General features: G+C 60.0%; 12 protein-coding genes. 1 reads left to right on the top strand and 11 read right to left on the bottom strand.

From position 1 onward, the window contains the following. Window positions 1-21: 21 nt before the first annotated feature. The 9 genes from Q666_RS64670 to zapE form a co-directional block, all read right to left on the bottom strand. Window positions 22-1,440 carry a caspase family protein gene (locus Q666_RS64670; protein ID WP_022999011.1) on the bottom strand — a complete coding sequence of 473 codons (1,419 nt, stop codon included), beginning with the start codon at window positions 1,438-1,440 and terminating at the stop codon, window positions 22-24. 47 nt (window positions 1,441-1,487) lie between these two features. Continuing rightward, window positions 1,488-2,102: a LysE family translocator gene (locus tag Q666_RS36310; RefSeq protein ID WP_022999012.1), complete on the bottom strand. Its 615-nt coding sequence runs from the start codon at window positions 2,100-2,102 to the stop codon at window positions 1,488-1,490. 136 nt (window positions 2,103-2,238) lie between these two features. Beyond that, window positions 2,239-3,765, bottom strand: a complete 1,527-nt coding sequence (odhB, locus tag Q666_RS36305; protein ID WP_022999013.1) for a 2-oxoglutarate dehydrogenase complex dihydrolipoyllysine-residue succinyltransferase — start codon at window positions 3,763-3,765, stop codon at window positions 2,239-2,241. Between the two features lie 64 nt (window positions 3,766-3,829). Then, a complete protein-coding gene (locus Q666_RS36300) occupies window positions 3,830-6,817 on the bottom strand; it encodes a 2-oxoglutarate dehydrogenase E1 component (protein ID WP_022999014.1) in 2,988 nt (995 codons plus the stop codon). A 206-nt stretch (window positions 6,818-7,023) separates the two neighbouring features. Next, window positions 7,024-7,932, bottom strand: a complete 909-nt coding sequence (gene sucD, locus Q666_RS36295; protein ID WP_022999015.1) for a succinate--CoA ligase subunit alpha — start codon at window positions 7,930-7,932, stop codon at window positions 7,024-7,026. Continuing rightward, window positions 7,933-8,526, bottom strand: a complete 594-nt coding sequence (locus tag Q666_RS36290; protein ID WP_022999016.1) for a hypothetical protein — start codon at window positions 8,524-8,526, stop codon at window positions 7,933-7,935. Between the two features lie 2 nt (window positions 8,527-8,528). Next, the gene (sucC, locus tag Q666_RS36285; protein WP_022999017.1) at window positions 8,529-9,722 is read right to left on the bottom strand and encodes an ADP-forming succinate--CoA ligase subunit beta; all 1,194 of its coding nucleotides are present in this window, start codon (window positions 9,720-9,722) and stop codon (window positions 8,529-8,531) included. Window positions 9,723-9,797: 75 nt separating this feature from the next. Beyond that, entirely contained in the window at window positions 9,798-10,760 is a 963-nt protein-coding gene (mdh, locus tag Q666_RS36280; RefSeq protein ID WP_022999018.1) for a malate dehydrogenase, read from the bottom strand. Between the two features lie 173 nt (window positions 10,761-10,933). Further along, window positions 10,934-12,091, bottom strand: coding sequence for a cell division protein ZapE (gene zapE, locus Q666_RS36275; RefSeq protein ID WP_031268680.1), 1,158 nt, complete (start codon window positions 12,089-12,091; stop codon window positions 10,934-10,936). Window positions 12,092-12,263: 172 nt separating this feature from the next. Between zapE and Q666_RS36270 the strand changes: the two genes are divergently transcribed. Further along, complete coding sequence (locus Q666_RS36270; RefSeq protein ID WP_022999020.1) at window positions 12,264-12,821, top strand: GrpB family protein; 558 nt, start codon at window positions 12,264-12,266, stop codon at window positions 12,819-12,821. Window positions 12,822-13,124: 303 nt separating this feature from the next. Here the strand turns inward: Q666_RS36270 and Q666_RS36265 are convergent, their stop codons facing one another. Further along, window positions 13,125-13,907, bottom strand: a complete 783-nt coding sequence (locus tag Q666_RS36265; RefSeq protein WP_022999021.1) for a hypothetical protein — start codon at window positions 13,905-13,907, stop codon at window positions 13,125-13,127. A 74-nt stretch (window positions 13,908-13,981) separates the two neighbouring features. After that, window positions 13,982-14,503, bottom strand: coding sequence for a protease inhibitor Inh/omp19 family protein (locus tag Q666_RS36260; RefSeq protein ID WP_022999022.1), 522 nt, complete (start codon window positions 14,501-14,503; stop codon window positions 13,982-13,984). Between the last annotated feature and the right edge of the window lie 48 nt (window positions 14,504-14,551).

Genomic DNA, 14,551 nt, shown 5'->3' with positions numbered 1-14,551 from the left:
AATTCCCACCGGCTCCCGTTCCTATTGCCCTTGAATGCGCGTCAGTTCTTCAGCGCCGCGGCCCGCGGCCCAGAGGCCTTTCAAATGCCCGTCCGCCATGACCGCGTAAACCACCGGCGTCTTGTCGCCCCAGTCCACCGTCAGCACGTTGCCATCCAGTTCGCCCACGCCGCGATAGCTGTCGGTGCCGACTGTCCAGATCAGCGTGAATGTCCGGCCCTGCTGCGTCAACACGACCGTACCGTCATATGTCGTGCCGTCCGGATTTCGGCCGGCAACCGAATAGTTGCCAGTCAGCCCTTCCGCCTCGACCGGTGCAGTGCGCGAATAGAGCGTCAGCTTTTCGCTGGCCGAGCCGTCCGCCCATTCACCATCCAGCGTTTCCGCGCCAGTGAAGGAATAGACGACAGGGTGCTTGTCTCCCCAGTTGACCACCAGCATGCGGCCGGCGAACTCGCCGACGCCGGTGAAGACGTCGGTCCCGATCCACCAGGTGAGCCGCACATTCCGGTCTTCCGGCGTGATTGCCAGCATGCCGTCGTAGGTCGTTCCGTTCGGGTTGGTTCCCTCAACCCGGTAAACACCCGAAATCTGGCGGGCCGGACCGGTGCGCGCGGTGCTCTCCTTGAGCGCGGTTCCGATTGCCGCAAGAGCGGCCATCTTGGGCACTGATCCTGCCGGATTATCCGTGCCACCGTCAACGAAGGTAAAATCTCCGAAGAAGGACGAGGAAATCCAGGGCGTTTGCTGGCCGTTCGTTTCCTGAAAGACGCCCTTCAGCGTGCGCTTGAAGGTTTCTTCCAGATTGAGCGCCGGGGTTGCGATGGCGCTGGCCAGATGCTTGGTGAAAGGGCTGTTGCTGCCCTGCCCGTCCAGAGCCACGGAGCCAGGAGACGTCGAATACGAGACGAACAGGCGCGCATTGCTGTCGATCCGCGACAGGCCGGACGATGCCCCACCGAGGGGATTGTTGCGGCAAGCGTCCAGCACGACGATGTTGAGCCCGTCATGGGACGACGTCATTACTTCCACGGCCTCGCTGACCGCGACCGACTGCTGCTGCAGGACCTCGTCCGCCGGCGCATCTCCTGCCACAGGCAGCAGGTAGTTTTCGCCCTTAATCTGGATACCGTGGCCGGCGTAATAGAACAGGCCGACGCCACCCTCCTTTTTCAGCCGATCACCGAAGGCCCGGATTGCCTGCTCCATGGCATCGCGGTTGGCGTCAGTCTGAAGGATCACCTCGAAACCCGCCTTGTCGAGGGCGCGGGCGATGGCCAGAGCGTCATTGACCGGATTGGCGAGCGGGCCATAGCCATATTGCGCGTTTCCGATCACAAGCGCAGTGCGTTGTTCGCTTGCGTGCGAAGCGACTATCAGTCCGAGGACGGTCCAGACGACAAGAACAACCGAAAGGGCATAACGCTTTATGGCGTTCATATTCCTGTTCCTCCTGACCGTCTCACACCGTGTCGGCGATGATCCGATTATTGCTCCGCCAGAGCCAGCCGCAAGCCGAACCCGGCAAAGGTTGCAGCCACCGTCCGGCGCATCCAGACCATCACGCGATCGCTCTTCAACACCTTCTCGCCGACCAGTGAAGCAAACGCGCCATAGATGACAAAGACAACGAAGGTCATTGCCATGAAGACGCCGCCCATCAGCAGCATGTCGAGCGTTGGATTGACGGCATCATGGCTGACGAATTGCGGCAGGAAGGCGAGGAAGAATACCGTCAGCTTGGGATTGAGGATGTTGATCAGGAAGCCGGTGCGCGCCGTTGCAAGGAAGCTCTTGCGCGAACCCCTGTCGGCTTTCAGTTCCATCGGTCCGCTGTCTTTCAGCGTCTGCCAGGCAAGGTAGAGAAGATAGGCGACACCGGCGTATTTCACGCCCTGGAACACCAGGGCACTGGTGTGCATCAGCGCCGCCAGGCCCACGACGGACGCCAGAATTGCGGGAATGATACCGAGGGTGCAGCCGAAGGCCGCGGCAACGGATGCCTGACGGCCTCTGCCAAGTCCGACGGCAACCGTATAAACAACACCGGTGCCCGGAACGAGCACCACGACAAGAGCAGTAATCAGAAATTCCAGGCTCACAATGCGGCTCCTCCTGGGCCAGACCGACGGGCATTCAACCGCGAGAGCTGGAACGCCGCTGGCCAGGCAACCTTAAAATGTCCGGGTACCCTGCCGGAGCGTTCCCGGCAAGGCACAAGCTAGGCCCTGAACCGGATCAGAGATCCAGAACCAGACGCTGCGGATCTTCCAGGCTTTCCTTGACGCGAACCAGGAAGGTCACGGCTTCCTTGCCGTCGACAATCCGGTGGTCATAGGAGAGCGCCAGATACATCATCGGGCGGATCACCACCTGGCCGTTCACAGCCATCGGACGTTCCTGGATCTTGTGCATGCCCAGGATACCGGACTGCGGCGCGTTCAGGATCGGCGAAGACATCAGTGAACCATACACCCCGCCATTGGAGATGGTGAAGGTGCCGCCGGACATATCAGCCATGCCCAGCTTGCCGTCGCGCGCCTTGCGGCCGAGATTGCCGATTTCCTGCTCGATCTCTGCGATGGACATCTGGTCCGCGTCGCGCACAACCGGAACCACGAGACCCTTGTCCGTGCCGACGGCGACGCCGATGTGGCAGAAGTTCTTGTAGATGATGTCGGTGCCGTCGATCTCGGCATTGACTGCCGGGATCTCTTTCAGCGCATGGGTCACCGCCTTGGTGAAGAAGCCCATGAAGCCGAGCTTGACGCCGTGTTTCTTCTCAAACAGGTCCTTGTACTGCTTGCGCAGTTCCATGACCGGGCCCATGTCCACTTCGTTGTAGGTGGTAAGCATGGCCGCGGAGTTCTGTGCGTCTTTCAGGCGGCGCGCAATGGTCTGGCGCAGCTTGGTCATGCGAACGCGTTCTTCGCGAATTTCGTCCTGGGCGGCAACCGGGCCACGGGCAACGGGAGCAGCCGACGGGGCTGCCGACGAAGAGGTTGCACCGGAGGCGATCGCGTTGATGACGTCTTCCTTCAGTACCTGACCACGCTTGCCGGACCCGGCAACCTGGTCGGCGGAAAGGTTGTTTTCAGCCATCATCTTCTGAGCAGACGGAGCCGGCGGCATGGAAGACCCGCCGCTTGCGGCCGGAGCGGACGCAGCCGGTGCCGGTGCAGCGGCTGCCGGAGCGGCGGCAGCACCTTCGCCTGACGGATCGATCTGGCAGAGCAGAACGCCGGGCTCAACGGTCGTACCGGTTTCGACTGCGATCTTGACGATGGTGCCGGCAACCGGGGCCGGAACTTCCTGGGCCGCCTTGTCGGTTTCCAGTTCCACCAGCGTGTCGTCGGCCTTGACCACATCACCGACCTTCACGCTCCATTCGCCGACTTCCGCCTCGGTGACGGATTCGCCCGCGCTCGGCGTGACGACATCGACCAGCTGAGCCTTTTCGGATTTGGTTTCGGCCTTGGCGTCAGCCTTTGCCGGAGCCGCTTCAGCCTTCGCGGCCGGAGCACCGGCGCCTTCTGCGATCTGACCGAGCAGGGCGCCAACTTCAACGGTGTCGCCTTCCTTGACCACGATGCTTTCCAGCGTGCCCGCGGCCGGTGCCGGAACTTCGACGGTTACCTTGTCGGTTTCCAGTTCCACAAGGGGCTCGTCCTGGCTGACGGCGTCGCCCGGTTTCTTGAACCACTGCGCAATAGTCGCTTCGGAAACGGATTCACCCAGCGTGGGGACGCGAATTTCGGTTGCCATGGTCGCCTTCTCTTAAAATTACCTGGCCAAATTTTTGAAAGAGGGCCCGAAGGCCCTCTTGTGACTAACTTCCCAGAGCCTCTTCGAGGAACGCCTGCAACTGCGCCAGATGCGAGGACATCAGGCCGGTTGCGGTCGATGCCATCGCATTGCGGCCAGCATAGCGCGGGCGCTTGTGCTTGGCGTCGATCTGCTCCAGGACCCATTCGATGTAGGACTCGACGAAGAACCAGCTGCCCATGTTCTTGGGCTCTTCCTGACACCAGACCATTTCGGCCTGCGGGAAGCGCGCTAGTTCCAGCATCAGCGCCTTTTTCGGGAACGGATAGAGCTGTTCGACGCGGAGCAGGTAGACGTCGTTGACGCCGCGCTTTTCGCGCTCTTCGAACAGATCGTAGTAGACCTTGCCCGAGCACATCACGACGCGCCGGATCTTGTCGTCTGAAACCAGCTTGCCTTCCGAATTCAGGTTGGGGCCCCAGTCGTCCCACAACAGACGGTGGAAGGAGGACTCCGGACCGAGTTCCTGCAGCGTGGATACCGCCTTCTTGTGACGCAGCAAGGATTTCGGCGTCATGAGGATAAGCGGCTTGCGGATATCGCGGCGCAGCTGACGACGCAGGATGTGGAAGTAGTTCGACGGCGTCGAACAATTCGCAACCTGCATGTTGTCTTCAGCGCAAAGCTGGAGGTAACGCTCCAGACGGGCGGAAGAGTGCTCAGGTCCCTGACCTTCGTAGCCATGCGGCAGCAGGCAGACGAGGCCGGACATGCGCAGCCACTTGCGCTCACCCGAAGAGATGAACTGGTCGAACACCACCTGGGCGCCGTTGGCGAAATCGCCGAACTGGGCTTCCCAGAGTGTCAGAGCACGCGGCTCTGCCAGCGAGTAGCCATATTCGAAGCCGAGTACGGCTTCTTCCGAGAGCATCGAGTTGATGACCTCGTAGCGCTGCTGATCGGGAGAGACGTTGTTGAGCGGAATGTACCGGCTCTCGTCTTCCTGATCATACAGAACCGAATGGCGCTGCGAGAACGTGCCGCGTTCGCAATCCTGACCGGACAGGCGCACCGGGTGGCCTTCCTTCAGCAGCGAACCGAAGGCAAGCGCTTCAGCGGTTGCCCAGTCGATGCCTTCGCCGGTCTCGATCATGCGCTCGCGCTGGTTCATGAAGCGCGCGATCGTGCGGTGGATGTTGAAACCGTCCGGCACGTGGGTCAGAGCCCGGCCGATCGACTTCAGTTCATCCATTGGCAGACCGGTTTCACCGCGACGCGGATCGTCCTCGTCGTCGGCCCGTTTCATGCCTGCCCACTTGCCGTCCAGCCAGTCGGCCTTGTTCGGCTTGAAGGCCTGACCGGCATCGAACTCGTCGTCCAGATGCTTGCGCCAGTCGGCTTTCATGTGCTCGACTTCGTCCTGCGTCAGAACACCTTCCTTGATCAGGCGTTCGGAGTAGAGCTGCAGCGTCGTCGCATGCTTGCGGATCTTGCGGTACATGATCGGCTGCGTGAACGCCGGCTCGTCGCCCTCGTTGTGGCCGAAGCGGCGATAGCAGATCATGTCGATGACCACCGGACGATGGAACGTCTGGCGATATTCAATCGCGATCTTGGCCGCAAAGACGACGGCTTCCGGATCATCCGCGTTGACGTGGAAGATCGGTGCCTCGATCACCTTCGCCATATCCGACGGATAGGGCGAAGACCGCGAGAAGCGCGGGTTGGTGGTGAAGCCGATCTGGTTGTTGATGATCACATGGACCGAACCGCCGGTGCGGTGGCCACGCAGCGCGGACAGGCCAAAGCATTCCGCAACAACGCCCTGGCCGGCGAATGCGGCGTCGCCGTGCAGCAGCAGCGGCAGAACCGTGCCGCGGTCGATTTCGGTCGTATCGACGAAATTGCCGTTCTCGTCGGCAGCCAGCTGATCCTGCTTGGCGCGCGCCTTGCCCAGAACCACCGGGTTGACGATTTCCAGGTGCGAGGGGTTTGCCGTCAGCGACAGGTGCACGTCATTGCCGTCGAACGTCCGGTCGGAAGACGCGCCGAGGTGATACTTCACGTCGCCGGAGCCTTCCACATCGTCCGGCGCGTAGGAGCCGCCCTTGAACTCGTGGAAGATTGCCCGGTGCGGCTTGGCCATCACCTGGGAAAGCACGTTCAGGCGGCCGCGGTGGGCCATGCCGAACACGATTTCCTTAAGGCCCATCGAGCCGCCGCGTTTGATGATCTGTTCCAGCGCCGGGATCAGCGCTTCACCGCCATCCAGGCCGAAGCGCTTGGTGCCGGTGTATTTGACGTCCAGAAACTTTTCGAAACCTTCGGCTTCGACCAGCTTGTTCAGGATCGCCTTCTTGCCTTCCGTGGTGAAGGCAACCTGCTTGTCCGGACCTTCAATGCGCTCCTGGATCCAGGCCTTGGCCGCCGGATCGGAGATATGCATGAACTCGACACCCAGCGTCGAGCAATAGGTCCGCTTCAGGATGTCCATCATCTCGCGGATGGTGGCGTATTCCAGACCCAGCACGTGGTCGATGAAGATCTTGTGGTCCCAGTCGGCTTCGGTAAAGCCGTAGGAGGAGGGATGCAGCTCCTCGTGATCGCCCTTGCCGGCCAGGCCGAGGGGGTCGAGATCTGCATGAAGATGGCCGCGCATGCGATAGGCGCGGATCATCATCAGGGCGCGAACGGAATCGCGGGTCGCCTGATGAACTTCCTGATCCGAAACCGGCTCGCCCTTGGCTTCAGCCTTCTTTTTCAGTTTGTCGCCGAGCTTCTGCTCAATCGGGCCCCAATTGCCGTCGAATGCATTGACGAGGTCGCCATTGGCCTCGATCGGCCAGTCCTTGCGTTTCCAGGTCGCCCCGCGAGCCTCTTTCAGCACGGCTTCCTTCTCGTCCTGGAAGGCCGCAAAGAAGTCCTGCCACTCGGCGTCGACCGAGCTCGGATCTGTCTTGTACTGTGCGTAGAGGTCTTCGATATAGGCTGCGTTGGCGCCGTAAAGCAACGACGTCAGTGCGAATACGTTGTTCGCTTCCTGCCGTGCCATGTCCTTTAGCGGAGGTATCCTCCGCCCTTTTGTTTAGGCGGGCCCGAAAAATTGACCCGCGGCCGGTTTCCCTACAATGGCCGATGGTTTCCACCGACCCCTCGAAAAATGGTTACGGCACGTCAACCGCGCCGGAACCCATCCTTTCATCATGCGACAGGAAACGTAAACAGTTTCCGTCCCCATCGCTAAAGATTCTTGCAGAATCAGCCCTTCAAGACTTCGAGAAGGGTCTCGCCGAGCTTCGCAGGAGACGGTGACACCTTGATGCCAGCAGCTTCCATCGCAGCGATCTTGTCTTCTGCACCGCCCTTGCCGCCTGAAATAACGGCACCGGCGTGGCCCATGGTGCGGCCCGGAGGCGCTGTCCGTCCGGCGATGAAACCAGCCATCGGCTTGGACCGGCCGCGCTTGGCTTCGTCCTTCAGGAACTGCGCCGCGTCTTCTTCCGCGGAGCCACCGATTTCGCCGATCATGATGATCGACTGGGTTTCGTCGTCGGCCAGGAACATTTCCAGGACGTCGATGAACTCGGTGCCCTTGACCGGGTCGCCACCGATGCCGACAGCCGTCGTCTGGCCGAGGCCGGCATTTGTGGTCTGGAAAACAGCTTCATAAGTAAGGGTGCCGGAGCGGGAAACAACACCGACGGAGCCTTTCTTGAAGATGGAGCCCGGCATGATGCCGATCTTGCATTCTTCCGGGGTCAGGATACCGGGGCAGTTCGGGCCGAGGAGGCGCGACTTGGATTTCTCCAGCTTGGCCTTGACCTTGACCATGTCGGCAACCGGGATGCCTTCGGTGATGCAGACGATGAACGGAACTTCCGCTTCGATGGCCTCGATGATCGCGGCGCCCGCGCCTGCCGGCGGAACGTAGATCACGGAGGCGTCGGCACCGGTTGCTTCCCTGGCTTCGCCAACGCTCGCAAAGATCGGCAGAGAGGCCGCGCTGTCGACACCGGAAGACCAGGTTTCGCCACCCTTTTTCGGGTGCACACCGGCGACCATCTTGGTGCCGTAATATTCAAGTGCCTGTTCCGTGTGGAACGTGCCGGTCTTGCCGGTCAGGCCCTGAACGATGATTTTCGTGTCTTTATTGACGAGGATGGACATTTAGCTGCCTTCCCTAAAGATGATTTTGGTCGCAGTAAAAGTGGAATGCGAGGCATTGTGAGCCGCTTGAGAACCGATAACGATCAAATAGTTTCCATCAAGTTCGGTCCGTAATTTGAGAGCGCCTTCTGCTTCCTGCAAAACGACACTTTCAGTGGGAAGCAAAGCCTGAAGCTGATCTTTCATGTTCAAGCATTGCAATGTCGGAGCCCCCCAAGCCGGTGGTGCGACAACAAATTGTTTCCCGTCCAAACCTGAACTGTCCGAGACTATTCCCTTTTCGAACCCCACCGGAGTTTCCAACGTTGTCGAACATTCCATGTGAACGACTTGGTCGAAATCCACAAAATCCGACACGAAAACCAGTCCGTCCGAAGATTGTAGTCTTAGGAATCCGTCACCTGACAATGAACCGTCAGAACCAAGGATCTTCCAGCCGTTGGCTTCAACCCAGGTGAGCAGTTCTTGTTTGCTCGAATTATGGAGACAGACTTTGGCAAAGTCCTCAAGCGGGCAGCGCGCAACAGCCACCCCGGCAGAAACCAGGGTCGTAATAGCCGCTAAGCAAAGCAATTTGAGCGCTGCCGTTTTCACATTCAGCCCTTCACGGCTTTCACGATTTTCTGGGCGGCGTCGTCGAGATCGTCAGCGGCGATCACGTTCAGACCGCTTTCGTTGATGATCTTCTTGCCGAGTTCCACGTTGGTGCCTTCCAGGCGAACAACGAGCGGAACCTGCAGGCCGACTTCCTTGACGGCTGCAACCACGCCTTCCGCGATCACGTCGCAGCGCATGATGCCGCCGAAGATGTTGACCAGGATGCCCTTCACGTTCGGATCGGACGTGATGATCTTGAACGCGGCCGTCACCTTCTCCTTGGAAGCGCCACCGCCAACATCGAGGAAGTTGGCCGGCTCGGCGCCGTAGAGCTTGATGATGTCCATGGTCGCCATGGCAAGGCCGGCACCGTTGACCATGCAGCCGATGTCACCGTCGAGAGCGACATATGCGAGGTCATACTTGGAGGCCTCGATTTCCTTGTCGTCTTCCTCGGTGACGTCGCGCAGCTCCATGATGTCCGGATGACGGAACAGGGCGTTGCCGTCGAAGGAAACCTTGGCGTCCAGTACGCGCAGGCGGCCGTCCTTCATGACGATCAGCGGGTTGACTTCCAGAAGGCTCATGTCCTTCTCGACGAAAGCCGTGTGCAGGATCGGGAACAGCTTCATGCCGTCTTCGCGTGCCGCACCGGTCAGTTCCAGCGCGTCGCACAGCTTGGCGGCATCGGCTTCGGTCACACCGGTTTCCGGATCGATCGGCAGGGTGACGATCTTTTCAGGGGTTTCTTCGGCAACCGCTTCAATGTCCATGCCACCTTCGGTGGAGACAACGAAAGCCGGGCGGCCAACGGTCCGGTCGACCAGAATGGAGAGGTAAAGCTCACGCTCGATGTCGGCGCCGTCTTCGATGTAGAGACGGTTGACTACCTTGCCTGCGGCACCGGTCTGTTTGGTGACCAGCGTGTTGCCGAGCATTTCCTTGGCGTTGGACGTGACTTCGTCCAGCGAGAAAGCCAGACGGACACCGCCCTTGGCATCAGCGGACAGTTCCTTGAACTTGCCCTTGCCGCGGCCACCAGCGTGGATCTGCGACTTCACGACCCAGAGCGGGCCCGGAAGGCTCTTGGCGGCTGCTTCGGCTTCGTCGGCGGAGAAGATGGCAACGCCTTCGGCCACCGGTGCACCGTATTCCTTCAGAACGGCCTTGGCCTGGTATTCATGAATGTTCATGTGTTTCCCCCGTTGTCGGAGGACCGTTCTTCCCGGCAGGAAGAACGGCCGCAAATTCCCTTAGGCGGGCCCGGTTCAGGCGAGCGCCGGCTGAATTTTCTTGCAGGCCTCGACCAGACCGTCGACGGAAGCGACAGACTTGTCGAAGTTGGCCTTTTCGTCGCCCTGCAGGTCGATCTCGATGATGCGCTCGACGCCATCGGCGCCGATCACGACCGGAACGCCCACATAGGTGTCCTTCAGGCCGTACTGACCGTCGAGAGCAGCTGCACACGGCAGAACGCGCTTCTTGTCCTTCAGGTAGCTTTCGGCCATTGCGATGGCGGAAGCAGCAGGTGCGTAGAAAGCGGAGCCGGTCTTCAGGAGGCCGACGATCTCCGCGCCGCCGTCACGGGTGCGCTGGACGATTTCTTCCAGACGCTCGGCGGTGCACCAGCCCATCTTGACCAGATCGGTGAGCGGGATGCCGGCAACGGTGGAGTAGCGGGTCAGCGGCACCATGGTGTCGCCGTGGCCGCCGAGAACGAATGCGGTCACATCTTCGATGGAGACGTTGAACTCGTCTGCCAGGAAGTAACGGAAACGGGCGCTATCCAGTACGCCTGCCATGCCGACGACCTTGTTCTTCGGCAGACCGGAGAACTTCTGCAGGGCCCAGACCATCGCGTCGAGCGGGTTGGTGATGCAGATGACGAATGCGTTCGGGGCATACTTTGCGATGCCGGCGCCAACCTGCTCCATAACCTTCAGGTTGATTTCCAGAAGGTCGTCGCGGCTCATGCCGGGTTTACGCGGAACACCGGCGGTCACAATGACAACATCCGAGCCTTCGATGGCTTCGTAGCTGTTGGCACCCGCCATTTTGGCATCGAAGCCATCGACCGGGGAGGACTCGGCCAGGTCGAGCGCCTTACCCTGCGGAACACCTTCCGCGATGTCGAAGAGCACGATGTCTCCCAGTTCCTTCAAACCTGCCAGATGTGCGAGCGTGCCGCCGATCTGACCAGAGCCGATCAAGGCAATCTTGTTCCGCGCCATTTCGAAAGTTTCCCTTTACGTAAGATGGAACTCCATGCCATCCTCTGATGACTGAGGATGGCACTACTCCCTTTGATCCGCCCGCGCAACCTCGCCAAAAGAATATTGCGCGATGCCGGACAAATTTTCTCAGATCTTCCCGCCTGCATAATTCACCTATAGGGAATGCAGACCTATGCGTGTACTTGTCGTCTTTCTCCCGCAAGGTACGCCTCGGACCGCATCTCGATCAACCGGGAGGCTGTCCGGTCGAATTCAAAGGCTTCCGTGCCGTCCTCGCCGACGTAAAGATCCTGCGGCTCAGCCTCAGCCGATACCACCAGCTTGATGCCGTTATCGTAAAGCGTATCGATCAGATTGATGAAGCGCTTGGCTTCGTTGCGCCGCGCCTTGGACAGCACGGGCACGTTGTCCAGAAACACCGTGCCGAAGGCATGAGCGATGCGCAGATAATCACTTGCCCCCAACGGCTGCATGCACAGGTCGTCGAAGGTGAACCTGGCCGCTCCGGCCGCGACACAGGGAACGGCGATCTTGCGGCCCTTGTTCTCCAGCTCTTCGGAATGCGGTGTCATGCCGTGCGTCAGCTTGGCAAAGAGCTCATCCATCTGGGCGTTTGCACTCTCGCCAAGAGGCGTGACATAGACCGGCGCACCAGCAAGCTTCTCCAGCCGGTAATCCGTCGGACTGTCCAGATGCAGCACTTCCACCTTGGAGGTCAGCATCTTGATGAAGGGCAGGAACAGCTGGCGATTGAGCCCGTCCTTGTACAGGAGAGACGGCTCGACGTTGGACGTGGCGACAACGATGACGCCGCGCTCGAAAAGCTGGGTGAACAGGCGGCCGAGGATCATCGCATCGGCAATGTCGGTCACCGAGAACTCATCAAACAGCAGCAGCCGCGTTTCTTCGGCAATCTGGCTCGCCACGGGCGGGATCGGATCGTCACCCTTGACCTCGCCGCGCTTGTGCGCCTGGCGGTGGGCATGAATGCGCTCGTGCACATCGGTCATGAATTCGTGGAAATGCACACGCCTTTTGCGGCGGATGACCGTGACCTCGTAAAAGAGGTCCATCAGCATCGTCTTGCCGCGCCCGACACCGCCCCACATGTACAGCCCCTGTACGGAGGCCCAGAGCTGGTTCTTCTTGTTGGCGAACAGCCAGCCAAGTGAACTTTTCTTGGAGGCCAGGCGGGTTTCGGCAAGACGGGTGTTCAGGAGATCGAGCTGGCGCACCGCCTCCCGTTGCACGGGGTCTTCCTTGATCTCACCCGACGCGATGAGCGCGTCGTAGCGGGCGCTCAGGGCGCGGTTGACCGGCAGTTCCATCTTCAAGGGTGCTGCTCCCTCCATGAGAATTCATGGGGTCTTGGACGTATCTATTTGCACGGCGGAATAAGGTCAAAACGTCGCAGATGCAAGTCATGATATGGTTGCATACGATCACACATTCTTACGGATTTGTTTTTCAACCGTTTGAAATTTAAGGATTTCAGACCTCATGTCCATTCCGTTACTCCCACATAATCCGGACTGGTTTCGCCAGGCTGACCTGCTGATCGACGACCTCGGACATCTCCTGGGAGCTAAGGCCCTGCGCCTGGACCATGTCGGGTCCACGGCCGTCCCTGGGCTGATTGCCAAACCCAAACTTCATATCGATGTAACGCTGGCTCCCGGATTTTCACCGGCTGCACTCAGCAACGACCTCCTGCTGTATGGCTACCATGATCTCGGCGCCCGCTTTCGGGAAGACGAAGTGCAAATGACCCGGCCAGCCGGACCAGGTCTCCGGTCGAACGAGAGGGAAAATCACGAGCTGATTATCGCGCATCGGCTGTGTCTGTGTGCATCCGATTGCCCCTCACCTGATCAGCGGCGCAAGTTTCGCGACGCCTTGCGCGGCGATGCCAGCCTTGCTGGGCGCTATGCCGTATTGAAACAGGGCCTTGCCCTCAAGGCCGGTTCGACCCCCGACTGGGAAACATACAATTCCGGCAAGACATCCTTCATCGAAGGCGTGCTCTCAGCGGAAGGTATGCGACTGATCCAGCGATGACGCTCCTTCCGGCGCCGCCATCACTGCCCCACTTAACGGAACACTGCACCCAGCAGCCCGGTTCGAAATTCACTGATTAGGGACAGAAAAGCACAGGCCAAGCCTTGAGGAACTCGAAACAGGAAGGCAGCACGCCCTCTGAACAAACAGCGCCCGCAACCGGTGGGAGGGTTACGGGCGCAGGGCACAGGGAGGGGTCCTGTGCGGGAGGAACGCAATCATGAACACCCAAACGGCTCGGCCTGACTGGACCCGGCCATCATGCCTGTGCCCGGCTGAGCGCAAAAAGCACTCAGACAACGCTTAGCGCAGGTAAAGGGCTGTCTTTCGACCGTTCTGAACTTCCTGAAGATAGAGCAGCTGGGCAACCAGATAACACTCGGACTGGTCGTCCAGATTGGCCTTGCGGCCACGACCGTCGGTCAGCAGCCAGGCATTGCCGGACTTGACGACATCGCATTCGATTGGTGCGGCGGCATCAAAACCGGCTTTCTTGAACAGCTCCGTGCCGACACGGCTGCCGGTATCGTCGTCCAGACCCTTCATCGCCATGCGCAGGCTGCGATAGGCCTTGTGAACCGACAAGGTTGCGACGATGGCAGTGACGACTTCGTCGCCTTCCATGGCCGCAAAGCGCACAACGCCGCCCTCCTGCGGAATGATGGAATTGGAACAGGGCGTGCGCTGGACATCGCCAAGCGTGGTCCATTCGGAGCGCAACGTTACGGTTGCAGGCTGACGAAGGGCCGCCATTTCCTTGGTGAGCCGCTTTTCTGCAGTTTTCTGCGGATTCTTGGCGGTCCGATCCATACGGGCGGACACCCCGGCCACGGTTCCGCCGATGCGCAACCGGCGGAAGACGATGACATCGCGCATGAGATCGGTTCGCTCTACCCGCCAGCCGGCATCAAGCCAGGCGTTCTGGTGAACGAGACTGCCGCCGGAATTTGCCCACCATGTCCGGTGTTCCCGGGCGCTCTTGGGCAGCGACGAGCCTATGATATCTTCGACTTCGTTCAGCTTGGCCGCCCAGACAACATCTTCCAGTCGTGCCAAGTGTTCCCGCAGTGGTTCATATTTTGACATTTGCACAGCCTTTCCGGTAGCTATGCAAATATACACCTATAGCGCGAGCTGTCCAGCATAAATACGGAGGGGCCTTAACGGTACAGCGAGATCGGCGATCCGGTAGAGGTCTGACCGTTGAACTGGCCGGAAGCGCTGGAGTAAAGCTGTGCAACGATCAGGCCGGTGCCGTCCTTCAGAACCACCTGATTGCCGCTCAGGTCCCATGCAGAGATCCCGGACAGTACAGGCGAAGCACAACCTCTGGTATTTGCACGGTAGCCGCCGGACCATGTTGTCAGCGTCATGAAGGCCATGCAGTTGTCGCCAGCGGAGGTGATTTTCCAGCCACCCAGAAGGTCTGTCCGGCCAACTTCCTTGGCATCGGCAGGCGCTGCAACCGGGTTGCTGGCCAGGTCGGTCGGCTGAGCCGACGGATCGTTGAGACCGCCGGCCGGCGCGTTGGGATCAAGCGGTGCAAGCTGTCCCGAGCCTACGGGTGTAGTCGGGGTCGCCGGCAGCGGTTCGGCATAATTCCGGCCTCCGGACAATCTCTGGCAACCAGCTGCCAGGACCACCAGGCCGACGATCAAAACAAACTTTCCCGCGCGCATCATGACGAATCAATCCCTCACCTTCGTCCCAATATGGGAGCAACTCTTAGC

Source organism: Labrenzia sp. C1B70 (assembly GCF_000475395.1).
Classification (GTDB): Bacteria; Pseudomonadota; Alphaproteobacteria; order Rhizobiales; family Stappiaceae; genus Roseibium; species Roseibium algicola.
This window is presented reverse-complemented; position numbering and strand designations above follow the sequence as displayed.